This is a genomic window from Croceicoccus naphthovorans (assembly GCF_001028705.1).
GTDB lineage: Bacteria > Pseudomonadota > Alphaproteobacteria > Sphingomonadales > Sphingomonadaceae > Croceicoccus > Croceicoccus naphthovorans.
Genome location: NZ_CP011770.1, coordinates 3,218,615 through 3,241,850, shown reverse-complemented (window position 1 = coordinate 3,241,850; position 23,236 = coordinate 3,218,615). Strand labels below are relative to the sequence as shown.

The window sequence follows — 23,236 nt, the reverse complement described above, 5'->3', positions numbered from 1 at the left end:
GCGCTACTCCGCCGCTTCGCGCTCCACTTCGCGCCAGCCGATGTCGCGGCGGCAGAACCCCGACGCGAAGTCCACCGCGTCGACTGCCTTGTAAGCCGCCGCCTGCGCCTCGGTCACGGTCTTGCCCAGCGCGGTCACGTTCAGCACGCGGCCCCCGCTGGCGACCAAAGTCCCTCCGTCCTCGGCGGTGCCGGCGTGGAAAACCTTGGTCCCGCCTGCTTCGGCCTTGTCGATCCCGTGGATCGCGCCGCCTTTTTCGGGCGTGCCGGGATAGCCATTCGCGGCCATCACCACCGTCAGCGCGGTTTCGTCGGCGAATTGCGGTGCCTTCAGGCTGCCCAGTGCATTGGTCGCACAGGCATAGAGGATCTCTGCCAGATCGCTTTCCAGCCGCATCATCAGCACCTGACACTCCGGATCGCCGAAGCGGCAGTTGTACTCGATCAGCTTCGGCCCGGCATCGGTCAGCATCAGCCCGGCATAAAGCACGCCCTGATAGGGATGCCCGTCCTCTGCCATCTGGCGCACGGTCGGCGCGATGATCTTCTTCAGCACCTCGCCCCGCAGCATAGGGGTCAGCACCGGGGCCGGGCTGTACGCACCCATGCCGCCGGTGTTGGGGCCGGTGTCGCCATCGCCTACGCGCTTGTGATCCTGCGCCGATCCGAACGGCACGATCGTCGCGCCGTCGGTCAGGGCGAAAAAGCTGGCCTCTTCGCCGGTCATGAACTCCTCGATCACGACGCTTGCGCCTGCCGATCCGAACCGCCCGCCGAATATGTCGCGGATCGCTTCCTCCGCCTCCTCGCGGGTTTCGGCGATGATCACGCCCTTGCCTGCCGCCAGCCCGTCGGCCTTGATGACCACGGGGATCGTGAAATCGGTCAGAGCGGTCAGCGCCGCTTCGGCATTGTCGGCATGGGCATAGGCGGCGGTGGGAATGCCCGCGCGGTCGCAGACGCCCTTGGTAAAGCTTTTCGACCCTTCCAACTGCGCCGCGGCTGCGCTGGGGCCGAACACCGCCACGCCCCTGGCGCGGAGCGAATCGGCAAGGCCATCGACCAGCGGAGCCTCTGGCCCGACGACGACCAGGTTCACGCCCCGGTCGTCGCAGAACGCGGCCACCGCGTCGTGATCGGTCACATCCAGCGTGACATTTTCCGCCACTTGCGCAATTCCCGGATTGCCCGGGGCGGCATAGAGCGTTTTGCAACGCTCCGATTGCGCCAGCTTCCACGCCAGCGCATGTTCGCGGCCGCCCGACCCGATCAAAAGGATGTTCATTGGCTAACGGCCCCTCAAGTGCAGAATTCGAAGACGGGCGGCTGTTAGCGCAGGGGCGCCCGGGCGACAACGCCGCGCCCCTCTCCGTGTCCGAAATATCGCAGCAGCTGAAGCGAACGGTCGAAGATCGCTTTGGCCACGTGCGCGTACGCGGAGAGCTTTCGGGCGTGAAACGCGCGGCTTCGGGGCACTTCTATTGCGCGCTGAAAGACGAGAACGCGGTTATCGACGGGGTGATGTGGCGCGGCAATGCCGGGCGACTGGCGTTCCGGCCAGAGGACGGGATCGAGGTGATCGCGACCGGCAAGCTGACCACTTATCCGGGACGCTCGAAGTACCAGATCGTCATCGATTCGATGGAAATCGCGGGCGAGGGCGCGCTGCTGGCCATGCTGGCGCGGATCAAGGCGAAGCTGGAGGCCGAGGGCCTTTTCGCCCCCGAACGCAAGCGCCGGTTGCCGTTCCTGCCGCGCACGATCGGCGTCGTGACGAGTCCGACCGGGGCCGTGATCCGCGACATCCTGCACCGGCTGAACGATCGCTTTCCCAGCCATGTTCTCGTCTGGCCGGTTATGGTGCAAGGGCAGGGCGCGGCGGAGCAGATCGCCGCTGCGGTCGAGGGGTTTTCGCGGTTGCCGGCGGGCGGTGCGGTGCCTCGGCCCGATCTGGTGATCGTGGCACGCGGCGGCGGGTCTATCGAGGATTTGTGGGCATTCAACGAGGAAGTCGTGGTGCGGGCGGTTGCGGCCAGCACGATCCCGACGATCTCTGCCGTGGGGCACGAGACTGACACCACGCTTTGCGATTTTGCCGCCGACTTGCGGGCGCCGACGCCGACCGCCGCCGCCGAGATCGCAGTGCCGGTGCGGCAGGAACTGCGCGCCCTGCTTGACGAATATGCCGCCCGTCAACGCCGGGGCGTAATCCGCCCGGTCGGTCTGGCACGCGAACGATTGCTGGCGTGGAGCGAGCGGTTGCCCGACCCCGCCGCGCTGGTCGAGGCGCAGGGCCAGCGGCTGGACGACCTGACCGACCGGCTGCGGCGCGGACTGGCCGGACGGGCGGAACAGGCGCGGCGTGCCTTGGCCGAGAGCGGGGGCGGGCTGCGGCCCGCATTGCTTCAGCGCAATATCGACCAGCATCGCCGCGAACTGGCCCGCGTGCCCGATGCGCGCGCGCTGGTAATCCGGCGGCATCGTGATGCTGGCGCCGCATTGCAATCGCTGGCCCGTGTATTGCCGCAGCTGAACCCCTATGCCCCGCTGGAGCGTGGTTATGCCGTGGTCACCGGCCCGGACGGCCATGCCGTGACGACCCGCGCCGCCGCCGCCATGCATGACCGGCTTAACCTGCGCTTCCGCGACGGCGAGATCGACGTCAGCACCGGCACTGCCCCTGCTGCGCCTCCAACGCCGCCCAAGCCGCGTCGCCGTTCCTCGCCCAAGTCGTCGCAAGAGGGGAACGACAGCGGGCAGCAGTCATTGTTCTGACAGGTAACACGCGCTATCTGAAACCCATGCTCATGCAATCCAACGGACCCGCCCGCCTTCTCTACGGACCCAACGGTTTTCGCCAGATGACCGCCGGGGACCATGTTCTGTGCGCGGTATCGGGCGTGCCGATTCAGCTCGACATGCTGCGGTACTGGAGCGTGGAGCGGCAGGAAGCCTATGCGACGTGCGAAATCGCCACAGAGCGGTTCTTGCGCGATCAATGAGTTTTGACCGAACGACCCAAACCGCCCTCGCGCTTTTGACTGTCACGGCCCTCGCGGCCTGTACCGTCGTGCCTTCGATACCAGAGACGCAGTCCGCGTCGGCCAGCACGATGCCTGCGCCCGCACCGGTTCCGACACCCTCACCGACCCCGGCGGCGCTTCCGGCTGGCACGTTCACGCTATCGGGTGAGATGACGCAGGGCGGCTGGCTGCGCGGCACCGCGCCGGTCGGCACCACCGCACTGACGCTGAATGGCGAGGCGGTGAAGATCGACGCCAATCGCCAGTTCCTTGCCGCGTTCGACCGCGATTCCGGCCCTATCGCCACACTCGTCGCCAAACGCAGCGACGGGACGCAATTGACCAAGCCGCTGACGATCAGCCCCCGTGACTGGCGGATCGAACACATCAACGCCGCCCGCCGTACCGGCGGCGCGACAGAGGCGTTCATGAAGATCCGCCGTCCAGAGCTGGAGGCGATCAACGCCTCCCGCGCGCAAGTGACCGATGCGCAAGGTTGGCGCGAGGATTTCATCTGGCCGGTAAAAGGCCGCATCTCCGGTCTGTTCGGATCGCAACGTATCTATCGCGGCGAGCCGGGCAGCTATCATTCGGGTATCGACATCGCGCCCGGTGCGGGCACGCCCTATGTCGCGCCAGCCGACGGGGTGGTTGTACTGGCCGTCGACGACTTCAGCCTTGAGGGCAAGTTGCTGATCATCGATCACGGCATGGGCCTTAACAGCGCGTTCCTCCATTCGCAGGAGCTATTTGTGAAAGTGGGCGACCATGTGAGGCAGGGCCAGCGCATCGGCCTTGTCGGGTCCAGCGGGCGCGCCACCGGGCCGCATCTGCACTGGAGCCTGAAGTGGAACGACGCCCGGCTCGATCCGCTGTTGTTCACCGGCCCCATGAACTAGGCGCCATCCGCGCATGATCCGGCACCGCCTTTTGCCAAGCCTGCTGCTTGCGCTGGCGGTTGCCGCGATCCTCCTCTGGCCGCCGCGCGTCGATCCCGAACTTACCGGTTTCGGATCTGCGGTATATGTCGATGCGGTTCCGGTCGCGCAGGCGGGCTTCGTCTCGTCCGGCGGTATTACGCTGGACGGCGCATGGGAATTGCGCGGCGACCGGCCGGATTTCCATTCGCTGTCCGCGCTGGCCATAGACCCGCAGGGCAACTTCGTCGGCGCCACCGATCGCGGGCTGGGCGTGCGCTGGCCAATGCCGGGTCACGGTCGGGCCGGAACGATGTGGCCACTCGACCGGCGCGCCGATGGCACCGGCAACCGTGTCGATGCAGAGGCGATCGTCCTGCGCGACGATGGCGGGCTTTGGTACGCGATGGAAAATCAGAATGTGATCGTTCGGCTCGGCCCCGATGGTCGGCTGGTGGATCGGGCCAAACCTCTGGAAATGCAGAAATGGACCGCCCTGCGCGGGCCAGAGGCGATGGCGCGGCTTCCCGATGGCCGGATGCTGGTTCTGGGCGAGGGGTATGAACGCGGGCGCGACCGGACCCTGCCCGGGCTGGTCTTCGCGGGCGATCCGGCCGACGGGGCGGAACCGTTTCTGTTCCACCTCAGCATGGCAGAAGGCATGCGCCCGGTCGATGCCGCGCCCTTGGCCGATGGTCGGCTGCTGATCCTGGGCCGACGCTTTCGCTTGCCGTTCGGTTTCGAATCGGCGCTTTACCTGCTGGACACCGCAAAGCTACGCCCCGCCGGTCGGGTCGAGGCGCGGCGGATCGGCCATTTCGGCGGATCCGGGCTATCCGACAATTTTGAGGGGCTTGCCATTCAACAGAGTGCCGATGGCGGCGTGACGGCGTGGGTCGTATCCGACAACAACGAAGCGCAAGTCCTGCAAAAGACGCTGTTGCTGAAACTGCACATAGGAAAAGGCGCCCTGCGATAGACTCGCGGGCGCCTGTTTCTTCCCAATCCCTGCCCGTAACCGGGCGGGGCGAATCAGGCCGCGGCGGCGACCTTCTTCAGTTCGCGCTTTACCTTGAGCGCGCGGGTCGACAGCTTGGTGTCGTTGGTCTTCAGCAGCCAGTTGTCGAGACCGCCGTTGTGTTCGACCGAACGCAGGCCCTGCGTCGAAACGCGGAACTTGAAGCTCTTGTCCAGCTTCTCGCTCAACAGCGTGACGTTCTGGAGGTTCGGCAGGAACACGCGCTTCGTCTTGTTGTTGGCGTGGCTCACATTGTGGCCGACCTGGCGGCCCTTGCCGGTCAGTTCGCAGATACGCGACATGGCTATAAACTCGCTTCGCAAAAATTCGTCGGTTGTGACGGAAAGGCGCGCGCATAGCGGCAAGGGCCCATCCCGTCAAGCGATCGGGGCCCAACCGTTCCGGTTCGTCGGCACCCATTGCCGCATTCGCGCGATTCGGGCAAGTCGCGCAGGATCATGAACGAAACCAAGCCCCGCTGGCCGCTTGCGCCACCGATGCAGGCCGCGCTGGAGATGGCGCGACAGGCCGCCGCCGCAGGTGAAGTGCCGGTGGGCGCGGTAGTGGTGAAAGACGGGGCGGTGATCGCCAGCGCCCACAACGCCCCCCGCACGCTGAACGATCCGACCGCCCATGCCGAGATGCTGGCGATTCGCCGCGCGGCAGAGGCGCTGGGCGATGAGCGGCTGACCGGTTGCGACCTCTATGTCACGCTGGAACCCTGCCCTATGTGCGCCGGGGCCATCGCCCACGCGCGGATCGCGCGAGTCTATTACGGGGCCAGCGATCCCAAGGGCGGCGCGGTCGAACATGGCTGCCGCACGTTTGACCAACCGACCTGTCTGCACCGTCCAGAGGTCTATTCAGGGCTGGGCGAGACGGAAGCGGCCGACCTGCTGCGCGGGTTCTTCGCGGAGCGACGCTAGAGCGGCTGGAAGTCCAACCCGATGTCGGCGGCGGGCGCGCTTTGCGTCAGGCGACCGACCGAAACGTAATCGACCCCGGTCGCCGCGATCGGCCCGATAGTGTCGAGATTGACCCCGCCCGAAGCCTCGCACGGAACGCGCCCTGCGACCAGCGCCACGCCCTGTCGCAACAGGTCGGGGTTCATATTGTCGAGCAGCAGATGCGTGGCCCCGGCGGACAGGGCGGGTTCGATCTGGTCGATCCGGTCCACTTCGCAGATGATCGCCTTCACCCCGGCGCGAACCGCGCGGGCCACGGCTTCGCCGACCGAACCGGCCACCGCGACGTGGTTGTCCTTGATCATCGCCGCATCCCACAGGCCCATGCGGTGGTTCTGCGCACCGCCCATGCGGGTGGCGTATTTTTCGAGATGGCGCAGGCCGGGGATCGTCTTGCGCGTATCGAGCAGCGTGGCGTGGCCATTCATCGCCGCCACATAGGTCGCGGTCATCGTCGCGATGCCCGACAAGTGCTGCACCGTGTTCAGCGCGCTGCGCTCCGCCGTCAGCAGGGCGCGGGCGTTGCCCGACAGGCGCATCAGGTCGGTGCCGGGGGTGACTTTCGCGCCTTCGTTGACCAGCACCTCGATCTGACAAGTCGGGTCCAGTTCGCGGAAGAACGCAGCCGCAATCGGCAGGCCTGCGACGGTGATCGCATCGCGGCTGTCCATTACGCCCGAAAAGCGCGCCTCTGCCGGGATCACGCTCTCGCTCGTCACGTCATGGCCGCCGCCTTGCAGGCCGATGCCAAGATCTTCGTCCAGCGTCGCGCGGACAAAGGTGGCAAGGTCGAATCCGGGAAGGGAAAATGTCATGCCTAGGCAAGTGGCGCGGACGCCGACTGAACTCAAGAGCGGACCATACGAAAAAGGGGCGGCCCGCGCATTGCGAGCCGCCCCCGTTCATTAAGATCGTCTGGATCAGAACTTCACGCCGAGGCCGACGACGGTCTGGTAGAACTCGAGACCGTACTGATAGTCGGTGTAACGGGTTTCGACCATGCCATAGAGGCCGCCGAAGTTCTGTTCGAAGCCAAGGCCGAGGCGCGTGCCGTCGGCGCTGCCCGGAACGCCATCGGCGTCGAGGTTGGCGTAAGCGACGGTGCCATAGACCATCGAACCGGTGCCCAGCTTCGCGCCAATGCGCGCGCCGGCGGTCAGTTCGCGAATGTCGGTGCCGTCGTCATCGAACAGGCCAGTGTAACCGACGACCGGGCCGATCGCGAGATTGCCGATGTCGAAGTCGTAACCCGCGGTCAGGCCATAGGTGGCTTCTTCGGTGCCGAGGAAGTCATCATCGATAACGCCCAGTTCGACGCCGACGCGGGCACCCTGCGCCGAAGCAGGAGTCGCGACGATGGCCGCCGTGGCGAACGCCACCGCGAGAACGGTCTTTTTAAACATGTAAGTATTTCCTCATTATCTCCCGCCAGCCCTAATAGGCTTGGCGTGGCGCGGACTTATGGTCGCGCCAAATGGAAATCAAGACATGGAATTAGTCTTGCAACAAATTTAATTTAGTTAACGCAAGCCTTTGTTCAGATACGGGATCGGCCCCGCATCTCAGTGTACGAACCGGGCCACAACATCGCGATAACTGCGGCTGACTTTCACTTCCGCCCCGCTGTCCAGCACAAGGAAGCATTCGCCGTTGGTATGCGGCTTTACCTGACGCACCTGATTGAGGTTCACGATGGTGGAGCGGTGCACCCGCTGAAACGCACGCGGGTCGAGGCGACGTTCAAGGTCCTTCATTGTTTCGCGCAGGACCAGCGAGTTGTCGCCGGTGGAGATCACCATGTAATCGCCCGCCGCCTCGATATGTTCGATGGAATCGACGTCGACACGGAAAATCTGGCCGCGATCCTTCACGTTCAGCATCTTTTCGTAGCGGGTGTCGGCATGGCCATCGTCATCGGGCATCTGGTCCATCGCGTCGGGCGCGACTTCGGCCAGCACGTTCTTCAGCTTCTCCACTTCTTCCAGCCCGCGCTTTTCGGACAGGCGTGTGCGGGCGCGGTCGATCGCATCGGCAAGGCGGCCTTCCTCCACCGGCTTCATCAGGTAGTCGACGGCATTGGCCTCGAACGCCTTCAAGGCATGTTCGGAATAGGCGGTGACGAAGATGAAAAGCGGCGGATCGACATCCATCACCCCGCCGACCACGGAAAACCCGTCGAAACCGGGCATCTGGATGTCGAGGAACACCAGATCGGGCTTTTCGGTCTTGATCGCGCGGATCGCTTCGCGCCCGTTCTGGCACGTGGCGATGACCTCTATGTCGGCAAACGGCTCCAGCCGAACCTGAAGGCCCTGGATGGCGAGCTTTTCGTCGTCGACGATGATGGTACGGATGGTCATGGAAGGGGGGATTCCTGTTGGAGTTTGCCTAGGTAGAACGGGTTGCGGGCGACAAGGTTTCAGGGGCGGAATCGACGCGCGCAAGCCGTTGACGAATCGCGGAAACCGGGCCTGCGCCGGACTGCCGGACGGGTTCGGGTTCGATTTCTTCATCGGTTTCGAAGGGGATCTCGATGATTACCGCGAACCCATCTTGCGGTTGGGATCGGATTTCGAAATGCTGGTTCTCGCCATAGGCCTGCGCCAGTCTTTCGCGAATGTTGACGAGGCCGACGCCGGTCGACCGTGCGCCATCGCCGTGAACCTTACCGAACAGCTTGCTGGCTTTCGTCCCATGCGGAATGCCGGGGCCGGTGTCCGACACGGTAATGCGCAGCCGGTCGCCGATGCGTTCGGCGCGGACGGTAATCTCTGCCCCGGCCTCTTGCGTGCTGACGGCGTACTTTATCGCGTTTTCGACCAGCGGTTGCAGCAGAAGCGAGGGGAGCAGCGCCTTCGCCACGTCGGGCGCGATGCTGAAATGCGTGCGCAGCCGTTCTTCAAACCGCATCCGCTCGATATCGAGGTAGAGTTTCAGCGTATCGATTTCCTGCGCGATGGTGACGCGTCCGGTTGGCTGGTTGATCAGGGTATAGCGCAGAAAGCTCGACAACCGCGACAGCATCGCGTTTGCCGGTTCGGTCTGTTTCAGCAGGACCAGCGTGCTGATCGAATTGAGCGTGTTGAACAGGAAGTGCGGGTTCAGCTGATAGCGCAGCATAGCAAGTTGCGCGCTGGTCGCCTGATTTTCCAGCAGCAGCAGCCGGTCGTTCGCCTCTTCCACCTGCAAGTAAAAGTTGATTGCGTAATAGAGCGCCGACCACGCGCCCAGCAGCGTGAGATCGAGGTAGAACACGCCAAGGAACAGCTGCGCGAACCCCGGCTCCGCAGTCGGGCGATAGAGCGAGATCACCCACGAATCGATAAAGGCATAGACGCCGACTGCCGCCGCCAGCACCATCGCGGTCGCGCCCCACGTCACGATGGCGCGGCGGTTCATCAGCTGGCGATAGAGCACCGACAGGATCAGCGAGAGCGAAAAGCCGGTCAGCGTCGCGATGGCGACCAGTACGAGGAACGTCAGCGGCTGGGCATTGGCCAGGCTGGACACCGCGCGCAGCACCATCGCGCCGCCCCAACCGAGCAGCTGCAACCGCCAGAAGGCGCGGTTCTTGTCCGCGAAGAACGGGACAGGCGCGACGGGAAGCACCGACATGCCCGACTGATACCCGATTCCGCGCGCGCGCGACAGCGCACCGCCTTTTTGGCGGAACGCACCCTTCAGGAATGCACCCATAAGGAAAGGTTGGCGGCGTGCCCCATCGCTCATCCACCCGGTTTGGCGACGGCACGGTCCAGCGGGAAGCGTACGGACCAGTCATATTCGCCGGGACGCGCCGGGCTTGCGGCGACCAGAGCGATTTCCTCGTCCACGCCGTTCAGCCGCTCGTCCCAAGCGTCATGCGTCGGATCCAGGAAACCGACATCGTGGCTGCGCGCCCAGCCGAGCATAAAGGCCCGCGCGCCGCCCACGTCGTACTCGGCATTGCGCATCAGCCAGATTGCCAGCCGGTCCGCCTCCCGCTCTGTATGGCGCACGCGGCCCCACTTGCGGCCCTCGCGCTTCAGCATCTGCGGGTGGCCCAGCGCGTTGTGGGCGAGTTCGTGCGCGATGACGAAGGCAAGCTGATCGTCGTCAGCCAGCCCGAGCGCCATTTCCGCACTGACCAGCACACGGATGCCATCGGCCTGCGCACGCTTTCCGTCCGTTACGATCTCGAAGCGGCTGGCGCAGACCGGCCTTGCGGGAATGCGCAGCAGCGTGCGTTCGTCCTCTGCATTATCGACTCCCAAGGCCAGCCAGCCGTTGCGGTTAGCCAAGCCATCGACGCGGTCGAGCAACTGGACCTGCCGCGCGAAGGTGCCGGGGACTGCGGGCGGCAAGTCGCTATCCAGCACGGTATCGCCGATGGTGTAGATCGGTTCGCCGGTGGTTAGCCCCGCGTCCGCCGCCGGCGACCCTTCCGCTACCGCGCCGACGATGACCTGTACCGATGGGTCGACGTCGAAAGCGGTGCGCGCAGCGTCGGGCCTTTTCCAGCTTTGCAGGTCCTGCACCAGCAGGCCGGTCGATTGCATCGTGGTCTTGCAAAACCGGGCGTTCGCCTGCGCCAATCGCCAGCCGATCGACTGCACCCGGCGGTCGAGCAAGGCGACGACGTGAAACGGATCGAGTTGCTGGTCGCTGTCGGCACGGACGGGTTCCGCCTGTGCCGGGATCGCGGCAAGTATTAATAGGGCAGCAAGAATGCCGCCGGGCGCGCGCATCACCCGCCCTGTGCGCTGCCCGGTTCGTTCAGCGCCTTGCGCAAGGCATCTTCGCCGACCGCGCCTTCCAGCGTGCCGCTGGCCGTAACCCACGCGGGTGTGCCGCCGAATTGCAGCTGGTTGGCGAAAGCGCGGTTGGCCGAGATTTCGGCGGCGATGGCGGGGCTGGCCGCAGCCTTGCGCGCCATTTCGACATCCAGACCGGCGGCCTTCGCAGCCTTTTCGATATTCGCCAGCGTCGGGCGTCCGGCGGCGTACATCGCGTGATGGAATGCCTCGTACTTACCCTGATGCGCGGCGGCGAGTGCCCATTTCGCGGCGGTGACGCTGTCGTCCGACAGGATCGGGAATTCGCGGATCACGACTTTCAGATCGGGATCTTCGGCGATCAGCTTCTCCACCGCCTCGACCGAACGGCGGCAATATCCGCAGGCATAGTCGCTGAATTCGACCAGCACGGTTTCCCCGCGCGGATTGCCCAGCACCGCGCCGGGATAGGGCGTGAACAGGTCTTCGCGGATCGCGTCCATCGCCGCCAGCGATTCCTTTTCGCGCAGCCGTTCGATGGCTTCGGGCAGGATTTCCGGGTGCTCCAGAATGTAGCTGCGCACCAGCGCCTCGATCGCGGCGCGCTCCTTGGTGTCGAACCCGGCCGCTTCGACCGCGTCGTCGGCATCGCTTTTCGGTTCGGCGCCGTTCGCGGTCATATACCAGACGGTGCCCAGCAGCAGGGCAAGGATGGCCACGGCGACGGCGGCAAGGCGGAATTGCTTTGGGGCAAGGGTCATGACAACCGTCCTACTTGCGCTTCTTGCGCTGTTCAATCTCTGCCCGCGCTTCCAGCTTGATATCCTGCGCCCGCAGCCAGTCCGGGGTTTCCGCCGGAAGCGACGCCTCTGCCGCGGCGGCGTTCTGCAAGGCGGCATCGGGCCTGCCGGTCATCATCAGCTGTTCGGCGCTGGCCAGCCGCGCGCGGGGCGTATCACCCCGATCGGCATAGATGCGGCCCAGCATGTACCACGCGGTCGGGTTGAACCGGTCGCGTGCGACGGCGGCGCGCAACACGCGCTCGGCCTCTTCATGGTGGTTGGCGTCCTCTGTCGCCAGCAGCGCATGGCCGAACAGCGTGGCGATGAGCGGCTGGTTGTTCGACAGCGTAACCGCGCGGCGCAAAGGCTGTAGCGCTTCGTCCGGCTGGCCCGATTCCAGCAAGACCTGACCCTTCAGCTCCAGGAAATAGGGGTTGTCCGGCTCTGCCAGCAAAAGCGCATCGGCTTCCGCCACCGACTTGCCGATCAGCGCTTCCTTGTTGCGCGAATAGGCGCGGGCATAGTGCGCGGGGATCGAATTGTCGGTTTCGGGAAACGCGATCAGCGTGTCTTCGGGCTTTGCCTGATAGCCATAGAGCTTGGCCTTCACCCGGCGAAAGCGTTCCTCAAGCACAGGATCTTCGGGCTTTTGCCAGGCGGGGTCTTTTTCATAGACCGCCTGCAGCGTCTCGATACGATCGCGCGACAGCGGGTGGGTGCGATAGAAGGTATCCTCCTCCTTTGCGTAGTACCCGGCGCGGTGTTCCAGCTGTTGCAGTTTCTTGAAGAACTCCAAGCTGCCCTTGCCCGAAAGGCCCGCGCCCGAAAGGTACTGCGCACCGGCAAGGTCCGCCGCCGATTCCTGTCCGCGCGTAAAGGCAAGGAAGCTGCCCATTGCCGCCTGCTGGCCCGCCGCGATCACGCCCATCGCCGCCTCTCCGCCGCCAGCCGCTGCCGCCGCCGCGCCAAGGATCAGCGAGAGGATCGAGATATTCGTGGCCTTCTTCGCACCGTCGGAAAAGCCGATTACGTGGCCGCCGGTGATGTGGCCCAGTTCGTGCGCGATTACGCCCTGTACCTGCAAGGCGGTGTCCGCCTCAGCAATCAAACCTGAATGAACGTAGACCGCCTGCCCGCCCGCGACGAAGGCGTTCACCGAATTGTCGTTGATCAGGACGATGTCGACATTTTTCGGGTCCAGCCCCGCCGCTGCTACGATGGGTGCGGCCATGTCCTGCAACAGCTCTTCGGTCTCCGCATCGCGCAGGATGGACTGCGCGAGCGCGGGCCGCGCGCCCAGCAGGAGCAGGGCGAGGAGAAAGGCGACATGCGCCAGTGGGCGTATATATGTGTTGCGCATCGGATCCTGTTGCGCCTCAGGACTGGTCCGTGGGCGCTGAACATAGGATTAAGCGCGTGCGGTTCGCGGCTCAAGCATTGGCGGCCGATTTCTTGAGCGTTTTCTCGGGTTTTGCGTCGGCGTCTTTCTCGATCGTGTCGACGATCTGGGCGGTGTCGCCGGTCTGCGATACGCCGATCTGCTCAAGGAATTCCGTGCCAACCTCGAAACTCTCGCCATGCCAGAACGGCACGCCAGCCGCCTCGATCCGGGTGATTGCGGCCAGTTCCTCCGCCGTGTGCAGTTCGCCCGCGTGCCGGATGAAGATCGCCGCAATGCGCCCCGGAAAGTCGGCGGCAAGGTGCGAATAGGCGACCAGATCGCCCTGCGTATCGTCTCCGATCAGGGCGAATTTCATATCGGGGTAGGTGGCCAGAATGCCCTCCGCCGCCAGCCGCTTATGCGCGCCGTGGCCGGATGAGCCCAAGGTTGCACGGTTGAAGTCCCAATCGCGCAAGTGCAGCGGGCCGAGCGGGAGCGAGCGCGACCGCATGAATGCCACGAGATAGCCGAAAAGGTTCCACGGGCTGGACGAGACATAAAAGAACGGTCGGTGCGGCGCGATCAGGCGGGTGCCGGGTTCCTTGTCCGGCTGGGCCAGCACGCTTCCTGCCAGTCTGCCGTAAAGCTGACCCGCGCCCGGCACCGGGGTCCGGTCATCAGGCATCGTCGCCAGCATCCGCCGCCAGTTGCGCACCAACGCCCGCGGGCCGCCGGTGATGCCGGTTTCGATTACGGTATCGTCGATGTCAGAAATCACGCCCATCCGCGTCGCATGGCCGGGAGCGAGGACGAACCCTTCCGTCGATTGCGGGCCGGTGCGGTTCATCCATTCGAAGCGGACAGTTTCCCAAGCGGTGTGGGCGGGGCGTTCCCACCCGTTCAGATCGATGGAAAAGTGCGCATAGCCCTCGTCATCGGCGCGAACCTCGTGCCGCTGTTCCGCGCCATCGGGTGTGCCGACCACCAACGTAACCGGCAGGTGCGGCTCTTCGCGAGAGGCGAATTGCTGCCACAGCGCGCGCATCTTGGCGAGGTCGCCGGTGTGGTGCCACGCCGGTTCGCGGGCGCGCAGGGCGCGGGCGGTGATGGTCAGGCGATGGGCGCTGCGGTGGCCGAAATAGGGGAAGACGGTGGGCGGGTGTCCGAACAAGGGCATGCCTGGTGAACGAGGCGGTGGCGATTTGGTGCCCGCAAACGCGCGGGCAGAACAGGTCAGCCCCGGCTAAGCCGGTCCGCCGCCTGCCGCATCATCACCGGATCGAACGGCACTTCGCCCAGCAACTGGACATTGCCGGACGAAAGCCTGCGCGCCATCAACAGCGTGAATTCCGGCCCATCGTCGGCCAGCTCGTCGAACCCCTTGGGGGTCATCGCGCGCAACCGGCGCGATAGCGGCGCGGGCAGCGTATCGCGCGGTCCGGGCATGCGCGTGGCGGGCGAAGGCGTGATCGATCCGGCTACCTGCTGCGCAAGGCTTTCGCAAAGCGGCGTTTCGGCGACTTCCTTCCAGTTCAGCACGCCGTAGATGTGATCGATCGTCAAGTCGTCGCTGGAAAACGGCAAAAGAATGCCGCGATAGACGATCAGCTTGCCGCTACGGTTCACGAATTCCGCTTCGAACCCGATCGGGGCCTGACGGGCAAGGATCTGGATGTAGTGATCGGTAATGCGTGACAGCAACGAGCCCGACGGCACATCGGACAGTTGCCCGATGTACCCTTCGCGAAGATCGCCGCATTCGTCCGCCAGACGCGCGCCGAGGTGGACGATCACCGGGTCTTCGATCCCGCCGGAAAAGTCCATCAGCACCGAATGGTCGCCGAAGTCGTTGTTCCCGGCGTGGTCGAGGTCGGCAATGTCGGGGAAAGACCGGTTGGCCAGCAGTTCGGCCCACAGGTTGTAGGCGCGCACCTGCATGCGGCGTTCGTCCTGCCCAATGCCCGGCGGCGGTGCTTCGGATTCGATCGCGGTCCTGCCCTCATCCTCTCGGATCAGGCCGTCGCAGGCATCGGTAGCATCGAAGCCTGCCCACTCGGTTTCCGAGTGCCAGCCGCCTTTCAGTGTTTCCATGTGCCAACCCCGCTGGGCGGCCCGGAGTCGGGCGGCCCTTTGCCGGACTATGGCGCAAATGGGTAAACCGGTTGTTAAGATGCACCCTGCGCGGCGATGGCCTCTACCCGCGCAAGGCACTGCCGCGCCTGTGTCAGGTGCAGGATTTCAGCCATTTTTCCGTTGACGCGGATCGCGCCGCGCCCGGCATTGGCGGGATCGGCAAAGGCATCGACGATTGCCTGCGCCTCTGCCACTTCATCCTCTGTCGGGGCGAAAATGCGGTTTGTCGGCTCGACCTGGCTGGGGTGGATCAGCGTCTTGCCATCGAACCCGCCGTCGCGCGCCTGTTCGCATTCGGCGGCCAGCCGTGCTTCGTCGGCAATCGCGTTGCATACGCCGTCCAGCACGACCAGCCCGTGGGCGCGGGCGGCCAGCACGCTCATCGTCAAAACCGGCTGAAACGCGGCACGTCCGGGCAGCTGGGCAATGCCGCTATCCTTGGCCAGATCGTTGAGGCCAAGCACGAACCCGGCCAGCGGCGTGGTCGCCGCGCTGGCGGCGATAGAGGCAAGGTTCAGGATTGCCATCGGCGTCTCGATCATCACCCACAGCGCGACCTGGTCGGAATAGCCCGCATCGCGCATCGCCTTGGCCAGCGTTTCGACGTCGTCCGCCGTATCGACTTTGGGCGCAAGGATCGCGTCCATCCCGGCATCGGCCATCGCGCGCAGGTCGTCCGCGCCCCATTCGCTGCTGAGCGCGTTGATCCGCACGACCATGTACCGCGCGCCGAAGCCGCCCTCGGCCAGCTCTGCCTTGATCGTGCCGCGCGCATCCGCCTTCGCCTCTGGTGCGACCGCGTCTTCCAGATCCATCACCACTGCATCGCAGGGCAGCGTGCGCGCCTTGGCAATCGCCCTTGCGTTAGAGCCGGGCATATAGAGAACGGAACGCAGCAGGGCGGGAACGGTCAAGCTTCTTGTCTTTCGCAGTCGTATCGGGATCAGAGCAGGTAGCGCATCTTGATCGGCTGGCGTACGTTTTCCTTGCCCACGTCGAACGCGGCGGCAGAGAACGGCGGCGGGCCCATGCGGACCGGCGCATCGCGCGAGAAGCCGAAGCCTTCCTTCGGGATCATCAGCGCCTTGTCGATCTTGCCGTTGTCATTCTCGTCATGGATCAACGCGATGGCGTACGTGCCGGGCGCAACGTTGCGAAAGGTGAATGCCCCCGCCTTGTCCGCCGCGACGCTGAGTTCCATGCCCACGCCGCCCCGGCAATCGGGGAACGCACTTTTCTGCGGGGCCATGCACGCGCGCACCTTGCCATCGGTTGATCGCAAGTGCGTCACCGACACGGTAACGTCCGCCCCCGTCGGCGGTGTTGCACCCAAAAGCGGCAAGGCCATCAACGGCAAGATCAGCGCCCGCTTCATCGATCCCACCCCGGCTGCGCCACGCCGCTGTCGGTGCCGCAAAGGCGATCCCAGAACCGGAAATAGAGGCCGTAGTTGCATCGATACTTCTCGTGATGAAGGTGGTGATGGCTGGCTGTTATCAGCCCGCCCCCTAAGCGCGAATGAACGAGGGCGCGAGGAAATATCTCCCACCCCATGTGGTTGGTCACGCCCATGACAGTCATGATGGTCAGCACTGCGAGCAGCACGCCGACATGGATCGGGATCAGGAAAACCAGCACTGGAATCACGACCGTGCCGGTGATCGCCTCTATGGGGTGAAATGCCATCGCGGCCCAGGCCGTAGGCGGGCGGCTGGCGTGGTGCACGGCGTGGGCGATGCGAAACGCGTGCGGTTCGTGCATCAGGCGATGGGTCCAGTAGAACCACGTGTCATGCGCGAATAGGTAGACGAACAGCGACACCGGCATCCACCACAGCGGATAGGTGCCCGCATCGGTGTAGATTCGCGTCCAGCCATGCTGCTGCCAGCCCCAAGCAACCACGCCCGCCGGAATGCCGTAGATTGCGGCGGAGAGCAGCGACCAGCGCAGTTCCGCACCGATCTGGCGGTTCAGCCCCTTGTACAGTCCCGGTCGTTTCGCGCGGGTGGCCAGCGCGAACCCGCCGCTCGACAACAGGTAACGCACCGCGACGATCGCGGTCATCACCAGCGCGGACAGGACGATCGCGACGATCGGCGCTGTGGGGGAAGCGGCGTCGGCCATGCCCCGCGTCTTACCCGCAACCGGCGTACGAAAAAAGGCCGGGGAGGTGTTGCCCACCGCCAACCGTGTCCTGTGAGGTCTGTACTACCCCGAATGCTCGCCGCCCCAAGGCGCGCAATGCGGGTCCAGATCGACCTGCCGCCGCCGCAAGGCACAGCGTGCCAGCCGCTCCACCTCCATCCGCCGCCGCGCCGGGTTCAGCTTTAGCAACGGGGCCGGGCGCAGGATTTCCGCATCATAACCATCTGCCACGATCACGCCGCAGCGGTCGGGGTGAAAATCGCCGGTTTCAAGGCATTGACGGTCAAGTTCGGGCGAAAGCCCCCAATAGAACCGGTCGCAATGGTCAAGGTAATCGGTCCACTTGCCATCGCCCATCAGGTCTGCGCGCGAAACCTTGATCTCCACGATTACGACTTTGCCCCGCGAATCGACCCCCATCAGGTCCGCCCGTCGCCCGCCCACCAGCGGCATTTCGGGCAAGGCCCAGATGTCGTTTCGCGCGAACAATCGGGAAATCCCGCGCGCTACGGCGGCGGCCCCGGCCAGCGCAGTGGCATCGGTGTCAGGCGAAAGGGCGAATGCGGTGGACGAGTCGGCCATACCCGGGACTGTACGGAACGAACCGGGAACAGGGCAAGCGGATATTTCGAAAGGGAGCGCGCCTGCCCGGATCAGGCGGCGAGATCGGCCTCGGTCTCAACCTCGGACAGAAGGCGGCGCCGCTTGTCCTCGAACCGGCGGAGCAGCGCCTTGGCCGCGACTTTCGCCTCTGCCCCGTGTTCGCGTGCCTGCAGGATGGCATAGACGCCCAGTTCCATCATCGCGCAAAGATCGGCGGTGCCGGCCTCAAGCTCCGTCCGATCGTGCTGCGGCAGGCCGACGGGATAGAGCGAATAGTTCCGCTCCGGCCCGGCCTGCGGCCCCAGCATCTTGGCCAACGCATCCGCCGACCGATGCATCGCGGCCCAGCGCGCTGACAATACGTCTTCCTCACACCCGGTGGGGGTGCCCATATCGTCGGTGGGAAAGTCGGGAATCGCGCTCATGCAGGCAATGCTAAGGGCGGCATCGTTATTAAAGCCCTAACGCTCGCCTTCGGGACATTTGCCTTCCGGAGGGCGAGCAAGCAAAAGGGGCTGGCAAGCGCGCGAACCGGCTGCTAAGCGCCTGCCCCTGCCGCACGAGGCAATCCTCGCGCACCCGTAGCTCAGCTGGATAGAGCGCTGCCCTCCGAAGGCGGAAGTCAAGCTGATATTCGGGCGTTTGAGGAAGAAAATAAGGTCGTAGAAACAGGGTTTTAGGCCGATTTTGACGGAAGCGGTTTTTCGAGGCAAAAGCGTCGCGGAAGCACCACGGAAGCAGTCGGCAGATTGACGATTTTCGAGCCCCCAACTAAGGGGGACCGGATGCACTCGTAGCTCAGCTGGATAGAGCGCCGCCCTCCGAAGGCGGAGGCCACAGGTTCGAATCCTGTCGAGTGCGCCAAATTTCCCCTTAGAAATCAAACGCTTGAATCAGGCGTCTTGTGCGGCCTCCAGCGCAATTTCCACCACGGAAGCAGTCGCGGAAGCAGCAATTTCCACCAAACCCCCTCAATTTCAATAGTTTACGAATCTTCAGTCCTCGGCGGCGCGGTTGCTCGCGAATCGACGGCGCTATCAGTGGAGAGTTCCTGGATTTCAGCCGGAGATTTGAGACACCTGTCTCGGCGTCGCGATCGCGCAACAGTTAAGACCGACGATTTCGTCGGTTTGCGAGCGCTCGCCGAGGCCTGCAGAAATCGCTTTCGCCTTCGGGGCGAGCCTTTACGACAGTGCCGAGGTCGTGCCGTTCGGCAATCGCTTGATGGCAACGCCAGTATTATTGTCATGGAACTGAGGACAGGCGGCGGTAAAGCCGTAGAGCAGTGCAGAGGTGGGCAAATGATAAAATCCTTCGACCGGAAACTGGGTCCCCTGGTGGTTGCTTTGGCGTTGACGGCCTGTGGCGGCCAATCGGGCCGGAGTGCGACGAGTGAGGAAATTGCAGGTGGCGGCGGTAGTGAAGCGGGAACTTCGCCGGAAAGGATCGCCCTGGCGGCGCCCGCTTCATCAGCCGGGGCGGAGCCCACTTCAGCCGCCGCTGATCGTGTCGCGGCGGCAAGCGTGGAAGCCAATTCCGTTGCCGGCTCGTCAACTTCGGGCGCTTCTTTGGATGGCGTTAGCTCAGAGATGCGAAGCATCTTCCAGGCCGCAGGTTTCACCTATGTACAGAAGCGCCGACAATGGGAAAGCGGCACATGCGGAGACCCGCCGGCGGGGGCGTCCTATGAGGCCGGTGCAATAGGGACAATCGAAGACATCAATGGTGATGGCCGGCCCGAGGTCATCGTGACTGAAGGCGGCGCGATCTGCTTCGGCATGTCGGGTTTGAGCTTCCAGTTGTTGACCCGGCAGCCGAACGGCCAATGGAAGGTTATGACGGCCGGCATCGGAATTCCCGAGTTGCTTGCGACAAGAGGTTCGGACAATTTTCCCGACATTCAGGTCGGCGGACCGGGGTTCTGTTTTCCAGTGGTTCGCTGGAGCGGGGGTGAATACAAGCTCCACCGGCATGAATATGAAGGAAAGCCCTGCTCACCGCCCCGATGAGGGGACGAGTGCCGCGCTTGTGCAACTCTGCCGCAACCCGCTGCGCTTCAACGAATGTGGTATGCGTATTTCGAAGAACGCTTCAGGTGAATCTTCACCACGCGATCGTGGTCAGCATGTCTGAGGATTACGCGAAAGATAAACTGGCACCTTGGAGGTAGCTCGCGGAAGGAAGGAACAATGGTCGTTGATAGCACCGGCCCGCAGATCATCGTCGTCGATGACTTTCTGACAGATCCCGACGGCGTGCGGGCGACGGCGCTCAGGCAGCCCTATGTCAAAATGCACAGCGCCGGCCTGCGTACCGAGGCGCGTTTCCTGCATCTGGCGCCCTATCGCCAAAGGTTCGAGGATTTGCTCGGTCATCAGTTGGCGCATTGGGACGACAATACCGCCAACGGGCGATTCCAGGTTTGCTTCGCCAACGATGCCATCCCGTATCATTCCGACAGTCAGTCTTATGCAGGCGTCCTGTTTCTTACCCCCGACGCCCCGCTGGGAGCGGGCCTGTCTTTCTTCCGCGGGCGCCGGAGCGGTCTGCGCCGACGGTCCAGCGACGCCGCACTGATGGCCTTGACCTTCGGGAGCGATGCGGAATTCGACCGCGGGCACTGGGAGGAGATCGACCGGATCAGCAATATCTATAACCGCCTGGTCCTGTTCGACGCGCATCTCGCCCATGGCGCGAGCGCCTATTTCGGCGACCGGTTGGAGAACGGCAGGCTGTTTCAGAATTTCTTCTTCGATATTGCTACCCGGGATCACGGCGCCCAGCAAAGCTCCTCCGGTCGGTCAAGTTCCCAAGCCAGAATCCAGAACGCGACCGCGTAGAGCGCCAGCACTTCCCTGTCCGACACGGGCTTCCAGGCACCAAGCGCGCGGGTCCTGCGAATCAACCATGTTGCGGAAATGCCCAGATGCCCCAGCGTGGCGGCGGCGCGATCGAAACAATCGGCAATATGAGTGGCATGGCGTTCATAAGCGCGCATCCAAACGCCGTCATAGGCCGTCTTGCCCTTCCGCCGGACAACGGCGTCGGGAAGATAGCTGCCCAGCGCATCCACCAGGATCGATTTGTCGGGCCGCTTGCCCCTTGCCGCCGAGTGCTCCGACCAGAGCTGACCTGCCTGAAATATGCGCAGATCGGAAAACGGCGTCCTGATGGTGACGCCATATCGTTCCTTGACCCATAGGTCCTGCCGCGCGTCATAGACGAACGTGCCGGCTGACCGGGCCATCCAGGGCGATGCGTTAGTGGCCTTTGTGGCTGCGGAAACAATGGCCCAGCTTCGCGCTGAAAACGGTCCTCGCCCCGGTGGATTGCGGACAAGTCCTTCCCTTGAGGTCAGATCCGTCGCGAAGCATTGGTCCCCGCCATGCCCCATATAGATGCGCTGTGCATGGTGCCGACTGGCGAAGCGCGCAACCTGCTCGGCATGGCGGATGCCGGTTACATAGACCGACGGCTCGTCCCAGCGCACAGGCTCGTCGCTGGGCGCGTAGGGGAAAAGCGTTGTGCCGTCGAGGATAGTGCGGGGAATTCCAAGTTCTCCAGCGACACCCGCTTGCACTTCGACCTCGTCGCGGAACTCATAATAGGGATAGACCGATGAGATGCCGTGCATGTCCTGCCGCGCCATCAGTGTGGTCGCGGCAAGCGTGCTATCGAATCCGCCTGAAACCTCCAGGACCGATCTGGTGATCCCGGCCTGCGAATTCCCGTACGCCATGAATGCCGCACGGACCTCTGCGGCAATCTCTTCCCGGCTCACTGTGCGGACCGGTCGTCCATCGATGAGTTCGCAGCGTTCGAGCCGGTTCGCGACGAAATGGTTGATCGAGGCGCGACGCACCCGGTGCCATCCGGCGACTGGCGTTTCGGTGAAAGCGTTCGGCTCATAAGAAGAGTGCTGGCACGCTGCGGCGACGACCATGATGATTCCACGCCGGGAAAGGCGTGAAGTGTTCGCGACGGGCAGGGCGGTTGTGAAGCGCAGCCCCTTCTCGGTTGGGCAGTAATAGAGTGCAATCGGGCACGCTCCGCCGCGCATAACCGACAAACTGCCATCATGCCGCACAATGAAGGCGATGTCGGTCAGTTCAAGATAAGGCGCGATCGCTTCCGTGCCGGCCATCGCCAAGCGCCTGATGAAGAGTTCGGTCCGCTGATCGATTTCATCGTCATAGAGGCACAGATAGGTGATGCCGCAGCCCGGTAGCGTGACGTGCCGGGTGGCGACCGAAGTGCGGACCTCGAGTTCGGCGTCTCCAATTTCGACATTCGTTGTGGTTGGGCGAAAAAAGGCCGGCATCAGGGCAGCGTGATGGTCCAGGCCGGTTGATAAAGATAATGCTCTGCCACCGGCTCGAACGGCAGGACACCGGCGACCGTGCACCAGGCGTGCAACTTTCGCGTCGGCGCCAGCACACCGATCGCCAGAACACAGGAGTTGCCCGCGGCAAGCGCCAGCCAAGCGGTAAGCAAGGCGCGAGGATAGCAATCGGAGAATCCGACGGCATCTTCCGTGGCGGCAACCGCACGCGCGATCGCTTCTACCGTGTTCTGCCCGCCGTGCGGATGGCTTGCTGAACGGCTCGCTGCCAGCCCGATCAGCTTCGCACTCAGCCTGAACGGCAGGCCATGACGCGAATGATGAAGGAGGTGATAGGCCAACCGCATCCGCCATCCGGACCCAGGGCGAAGATCGTCGCCCTGGCTCGCAAGCGACCAGCCAACGCGGTCGGATGGATCGGCGAGTGCTGCGTCGTCTGGACCGGACAAGCCGATCACCTGGCGAAACACCCTGTCTCCAAGGCGTTCCACAGAGAGCAGGTACAGTTTTCCGAACCGCGGCCCGTAAATCAGGCAGCGGCGGTCATCTATCCTGACAGGCGACCAGCTTTCAGCGGCCGCTTTCCGTTCAGTTATAGGTGCCGGGGTGGCATTGTTCGTTGAAGTGGCCGCTGCCCCCGCGAACGGCGCCGGCAGCCGCGTGATGACAGAACAGAGCCTGAAACAGCGCGCGAAGAAACGTCATGTATTGATCCCCCCTGGGCGATGGATGTCGTGGTTAATCATCCAAAACGATGTATGAGAGTCAAGAACAAACGAACGGCGCCTCGCTTGCGACAGAAAGATGACAACCTCGATGCATTGCAAAAGAAAAAGGTCGCGGAACCAGCGGAGCGGCTGCAAACTTTGCAAGCCTTGGAAACGCAATGGTGTCCGAACCGAGAGCCGCAACGGGGAGCGCTTCAGCGACCATCGGCGGCGCACGGCCCATAAGGTTAAGCTGATCGAGGTGCCTGAATGAACGGGTCACGGTTGTCCGGCCCTGGCCTTGGCGAACTGACGCGTATAGGAACGGGTGTGGGCAGATCTCCATCCATCCTGCGGCATCGACGGCGCGCGACCGCTGTCGATGCGTCGGGCGGAGGTCACGGGATCGCCGCCGCAGGTCTCTTCGCCATCTGACACAACATAGATGATCTGCTCCCTCGGCGTTG

General features: G+C 64.0%; 25 protein-coding genes and 1 tRNA gene. 8 read left to right on the top strand and 18 right to left on the bottom strand.

Annotated elements, in window-relative coordinates; all coding sequences use genetic code 11:
• Nucleotides 1–3: 3 nt before the first annotated feature.
• Nucleotides 4–1,284: a phosphoribosylamine--glycine ligase gene (purD, locus tag AB433_RS16000; RefSeq protein ID WP_047822411.1), complete on the bottom strand. Its 1,281-nt coding sequence runs from the start codon at nucleotides 1,282–1,284 to the stop codon at nucleotides 4–6.
• Between purD and xseA the strand changes: the two genes are divergently transcribed.
• The 4 genes from xseA (at nucleotide 1,284) to AB433_RS15980 (ending at nucleotide 4,918) form a co-directional block, all read left to right on the top strand.
• The gene (gene xseA, locus AB433_RS15995) at nucleotides 1,284–2,774 is read left to right on the top strand and encodes an exodeoxyribonuclease VII large subunit (RefSeq protein WP_047822408.1); all 1,491 of its coding nucleotides are present in this window, start codon (nucleotides 1,284–1,286) and stop codon (nucleotides 2,772–2,774) included. The genes purD and xseA overlap by 1 nt on opposite strands.
• Nucleotides 2,775–2,800: 26 nt before the next feature.
• Nucleotides 2,801–3,001, top strand: coding sequence for a DUF2093 domain-containing protein (locus tag AB433_RS15990; protein WP_047822406.1), 201 nt, complete (start codon nucleotides 2,801–2,803; stop codon nucleotides 2,999–3,001).
• 110 nt (nucleotides 3,002–3,111) lie between these two features.
• Complete coding sequence (locus AB433_RS15985; RefSeq protein WP_047824310.1) at nucleotides 3,112–3,921, top strand: M23 family metallopeptidase; 810 nt, start codon at nucleotides 3,112–3,114, stop codon at nucleotides 3,919–3,921.
• A gap of 13 nt (nucleotides 3,922–3,934) precedes the next feature.
• The gene (locus AB433_RS15980; protein WP_053059222.1) at nucleotides 3,935–4,918 is read left to right on the top strand and encodes an esterase-like activity of phytase family protein; all 984 of its coding nucleotides are present in this window, start codon (nucleotides 3,935–3,937) and stop codon (nucleotides 4,916–4,918) included.
• 53 nt (nucleotides 4,919–4,971) lie between these two features.
• On the opposite strand, the gene rpmB is transcribed toward AB433_RS15980, so the two are convergent.
• Nucleotides 4,972–5,259, bottom strand: a complete 288-nt coding sequence (rpmB, locus tag AB433_RS15975) for a 50S ribosomal protein L28 (protein ID WP_047822404.1) — start codon at nucleotides 5,257–5,259, stop codon at nucleotides 4,972–4,974.
• Nucleotides 5,260–5,415: 156 nt separating this feature from the next.
• Here rpmB and AB433_RS15970 point away from each other — a divergent pair, with 156 nt between their 5' ends.
• Nucleotides 5,416–5,883 carry a nucleoside deaminase gene (locus AB433_RS15970; RefSeq protein WP_047824306.1) on the top strand — a complete coding sequence of 156 codons (468 nt, stop codon included), beginning with the start codon at nucleotides 5,416–5,418 and terminating at the stop codon, nucleotides 5,881–5,883.
• On the opposite strand, the gene nadC is transcribed toward AB433_RS15970, so the two are convergent.
• From nadC to AB433_RS15900, 14 genes are all read right to left on the bottom strand, one after another.
• On the bottom strand, nucleotides 5,880–6,737 hold the full coding sequence (gene nadC / locus AB433_RS15965; RefSeq protein WP_047822402.1) for a carboxylating nicotinate-nucleotide diphosphorylase: 858 nt from the start codon (nucleotides 6,735–6,737) through the stop codon (nucleotides 5,880–5,882). The two genes, AB433_RS15970 and nadC, sit on opposite strands and share 4 nt — an antisense overlap.
• 105 nt (nucleotides 6,738–6,842) lie before the next feature.
• A complete protein-coding gene (locus AB433_RS15960; protein WP_047822400.1) occupies nucleotides 6,843–7,325 on the bottom strand; it encodes an outer membrane protein in 483 nt (160 codons plus the stop codon).
• Between the two features lie 159 nt (nucleotides 7,326–7,484).
• Complete coding sequence (locus AB433_RS15955; RefSeq protein ID WP_047822398.1) at nucleotides 7,485–8,282, bottom strand: LytR/AlgR family response regulator transcription factor; 798 nt, start codon at nucleotides 8,280–8,282, stop codon at nucleotides 7,485–7,487.
• A 28-nt stretch (nucleotides 8,283–8,310) separates the two neighbouring features.
• Entirely contained in the window at nucleotides 8,311–9,537 is a 1,227-nt protein-coding gene (locus AB433_RS15950; protein ID WP_047824303.1) for a sensor histidine kinase, read from the bottom strand.
• Nucleotides 9,538–9,647: 110 nt separating this feature from the next.
• Nucleotides 9,648–10,649 (bottom strand): M48 family metalloprotease, encoded by a 1,002-nt coding sequence (locus AB433_RS15945; RefSeq protein ID WP_053059221.1) that lies wholly within the window; start codon nucleotides 10,647–10,649, stop codon nucleotides 9,648–9,650.
• Complete coding sequence (locus AB433_RS15940; RefSeq protein ID WP_053059220.1) at nucleotides 10,649–11,437, bottom strand: DsbA family protein; 789 nt, start codon at nucleotides 11,435–11,437, stop codon at nucleotides 10,649–10,651. Before AB433_RS15940 ends, AB433_RS15945 begins: the two co-directional genes overlap by 1 nt.
• 10 nt (nucleotides 11,438–11,447) lie before the next feature.
• Nucleotides 11,448–12,818 (bottom strand): M48 family metalloprotease, encoded by a 1,371-nt coding sequence (locus AB433_RS15935; protein ID WP_047822396.1) that lies wholly within the window; start codon nucleotides 12,816–12,818, stop codon nucleotides 11,448–11,450.
• A gap of 70 nt (nucleotides 12,819–12,888) precedes the next feature.
• A complete protein-coding gene (locus AB433_RS15930; RefSeq protein WP_047822394.1) occupies nucleotides 12,889–14,016 on the bottom strand; it encodes a phosphatase domain-containing protein in 1,128 nt (375 codons plus the stop codon).
• 56 nt (nucleotides 14,017–14,072) lie between these two features.
• Nucleotides 14,073–14,930: a PAS domain-containing protein gene (locus AB433_RS15925; protein ID WP_053059219.1), complete on the bottom strand. Its 858-nt coding sequence runs from the start codon at nucleotides 14,928–14,930 to the stop codon at nucleotides 14,073–14,075.
• A gap of 74 nt (nucleotides 14,931–15,004) precedes the next feature.
• On the bottom strand, nucleotides 15,005–15,886 hold the full coding sequence (locus AB433_RS15920) for an HpcH/HpaI aldolase/citrate lyase family protein (RefSeq protein ID WP_082134977.1): 882 nt from the start codon (nucleotides 15,884–15,886) through the stop codon (nucleotides 15,005–15,007).
• A gap of 29 nt (nucleotides 15,887–15,915) precedes the next feature.
• Entirely contained in the window at nucleotides 15,916–16,347 is a 432-nt protein-coding gene (locus tag AB433_RS15915; protein ID WP_169749375.1) for a DUF2141 domain-containing protein, read from the bottom strand.
• Nucleotides 16,344–17,096 (bottom strand): sterol desaturase family protein, encoded by a 753-nt coding sequence (locus AB433_RS15910; RefSeq protein ID WP_047822392.1) that lies wholly within the window; start codon nucleotides 17,094–17,096, stop codon nucleotides 16,344–16,346. The genes AB433_RS15915 and AB433_RS15910 overlap by 4 nt, the downstream gene beginning before the upstream one ends.
• Before the next feature lie 84 nt (nucleotides 17,097–17,180).
• Nucleotides 17,181–17,699, bottom strand: a complete 519-nt coding sequence (locus tag AB433_RS15905; RefSeq protein ID WP_047822390.1) for an MmcB family DNA repair protein — start codon at nucleotides 17,697–17,699, stop codon at nucleotides 17,181–17,183.
• A 71-nt stretch (nucleotides 17,700–17,770) separates the two neighbouring features.
• Nucleotides 17,771–18,145, bottom strand: a complete 375-nt coding sequence (locus AB433_RS15900; protein ID WP_047822388.1) for a hypothetical protein — start codon at nucleotides 18,143–18,145, stop codon at nucleotides 17,771–17,773.
• Nucleotides 18,146–18,507: 362 nt separating this feature from the next.
• On the opposite strand from AB433_RS15900, the gene AB433_RS15890 reads away from it, so the two are divergent.
• The 3 genes from AB433_RS15890 (at nucleotide 18,508) to AB433_RS15875 (ending at nucleotide 20,560) form a co-directional block, all read left to right on the top strand.
• Nucleotides 18,508–18,584, top strand: a tRNA-Arg gene (locus tag AB433_RS15890).
• Between the two features lie 437 nt (nucleotides 18,585–19,021).
• The gene (locus tag AB433_RS21365; protein WP_225082413.1) at nucleotides 19,022–19,729 is read left to right on the top strand and encodes a hypothetical protein; all 708 of its coding nucleotides are present in this window, start codon (nucleotides 19,022–19,024) and stop codon (nucleotides 19,727–19,729) included.
• 180 nt (nucleotides 19,730–19,909) lie between these two features.
• Nucleotides 19,910–20,560, top strand: coding sequence for a DUF6445 family protein (locus AB433_RS15875; protein ID WP_052208628.1), 651 nt, complete (start codon nucleotides 19,910–19,912; stop codon nucleotides 20,558–20,560).
• Here the strand turns inward: AB433_RS15875 and AB433_RS15870 are convergent.
• On the bottom strand, nucleotides 20,491–22,041 hold the full coding sequence (locus AB433_RS15870; RefSeq protein ID WP_047822384.1) for an adenine nucleotide alpha hydrolase family protein: 1,551 nt from the start codon (nucleotides 22,039–22,041) through the stop codon (nucleotides 20,491–20,493). The genes AB433_RS15875 and AB433_RS15870 overlap by 70 nt on opposite strands.
• On the bottom strand, nucleotides 22,041–22,409 hold the full coding sequence (locus AB433_RS15865; protein ID WP_089217550.1) for a lasso peptide biosynthesis B2 protein: 369 nt from the start codon (nucleotides 22,407–22,409) through the stop codon (nucleotides 22,041–22,043). The genes AB433_RS15870 and AB433_RS15865 overlap by 1 nt, the downstream gene beginning before the upstream one ends.
• Nucleotides 22,410–23,236: the final 827 nt, after the last annotated feature.

Coding starts and splice junctions, on each gene's coding strand:
- AB433_RS15925 (WP_053059219.1), bottom strand. CDS start 14,930: ATGGAAACACTGAAAGGCGGCTGGCACTCGGAAACCGAGTGGGCAGGC.
- AB433_RS15980 (WP_053059222.1), top strand. CDS start 3,935: ATGATCCGGCACCGCCTTTTGCCAAGCCTGCTGCTTGCGCTGGCGGTT.
- AB433_RS15905 (WP_047822390.1), bottom strand. CDS start 17,699: ATGGCCGACTCGTCCACCGCATTCGCCCTTTCGCCTGACACCGATGCC.
- AB433_RS15935 (WP_047822396.1), bottom strand. CDS start 12,818: ATGCGCAACACATATATACGCCCACTGGCGCATGTCGCCTTTCTCCTC.
- AB433_RS15945 (WP_053059221.1), bottom strand. CDS start 10,649: ATGCGCGCGCCCGGCGGCATTCTTGCTGCCCTATTAATACTTGCCGCG.
- AB433_RS15900 (WP_047822388.1), bottom strand. CDS start 18,145: ATGAGCGCGATTCCCGACTTTCCCACCGACGATATGGGCACCCCCACC.
- AB433_RS15970 (WP_047824306.1), top strand. CDS start 5,416: ATGAACGAAACCAAGCCCCGCTGGCCGCTTGCGCCACCGATGCAGGCC.
- AB433_RS15960 (WP_047822400.1), bottom strand. CDS start 7,325: ATGTTTAAAAAGACCGTTCTCGCGGTGGCGTTCGCCACGGCGGCCATC.
- AB433_RS15930 (WP_047822394.1), bottom strand. CDS start 14,016: ATGCCCTTGTTCGGACACCCGCCCACCGTCTTCCCCTATTTCGGCCAC.
- AB433_RS15870 (WP_047822384.1), bottom strand. CDS start 22,041: ATGCCGGCCTTTTTTCGCCCAACCACAACGAATGTCGAAATTGGAGAC.
- AB433_RS15955 (WP_047822398.1), bottom strand. CDS start 8,282: ATGACCATCCGTACCATCATCGTCGACGACGAAAAGCTCGCCATCCAG.
- purD (WP_047822411.1), bottom strand. CDS start 1,284: ATGAACATCCTTTTGATCGGGTCGGGCGGCCGCGAACATGCGCTGGCG.
- AB433_RS15865 (WP_089217550.1), bottom strand. CDS start 22,409: ATGCGGTTGGCCTATCACCTCCTTCATCATTCGCGTCATGGCCTGCCG.
- AB433_RS15985 (WP_047824310.1), top strand. CDS start 3,112: ATGCCTGCGCCCGCACCGGTTCCGACACCCTCACCGACCCCGGCGGCG.
- AB433_RS15875 (WP_052208628.1), top strand. CDS start 19,910: ATGGTCGTTGATAGCACCGGCCCGCAGATCATCGTCGTCGATGACTTT.
- AB433_RS15915 (WP_169749375.1), bottom strand. CDS start 16,347: ATGAAGCGGGCGCTGATCTTGCCGTTGATGGCCTTGCCGCTTTTGGGT.
- AB433_RS15950 (WP_047824303.1), bottom strand. CDS start 9,537: ATGTCGGTGCTTCCCGTCGCGCCTGTCCCGTTCTTCGCGGACAAGAAC.
- AB433_RS15990 (WP_047822406.1), top strand. CDS start 2,801: ATGCTCATGCAATCCAACGGACCCGCCCGCCTTCTCTACGGACCCAAC.
- nadC (WP_047822402.1), bottom strand. CDS start 6,737: ATGACATTTTCCCTTCCCGGATTCGACCTTGCCACCTTTGTCCGCGCG.
- AB433_RS21365 (WP_225082413.1), top strand. CDS start 19,022: ATGATAAAATCCTTCGACCGGAAACTGGGTCCCCTGGTGGTTGCTTTG.
- AB433_RS15940 (WP_053059220.1), bottom strand. CDS start 11,437: ATGACCCTTGCCCCAAAGCAATTCCGCCTTGCCGCCGTCGCCGTGGCC.
- AB433_RS15910 (WP_047822392.1), bottom strand. CDS start 17,096: ATGGCCGACGCCGCTTCCCCCACAGCGCCGATCGTCGCGATCGTCCTG.
- rpmB (WP_047822404.1), bottom strand. CDS start 5,259: ATGTCGCGTATCTGCGAACTGACCGGCAAGGGCCGCCAGGTCGGCCAC.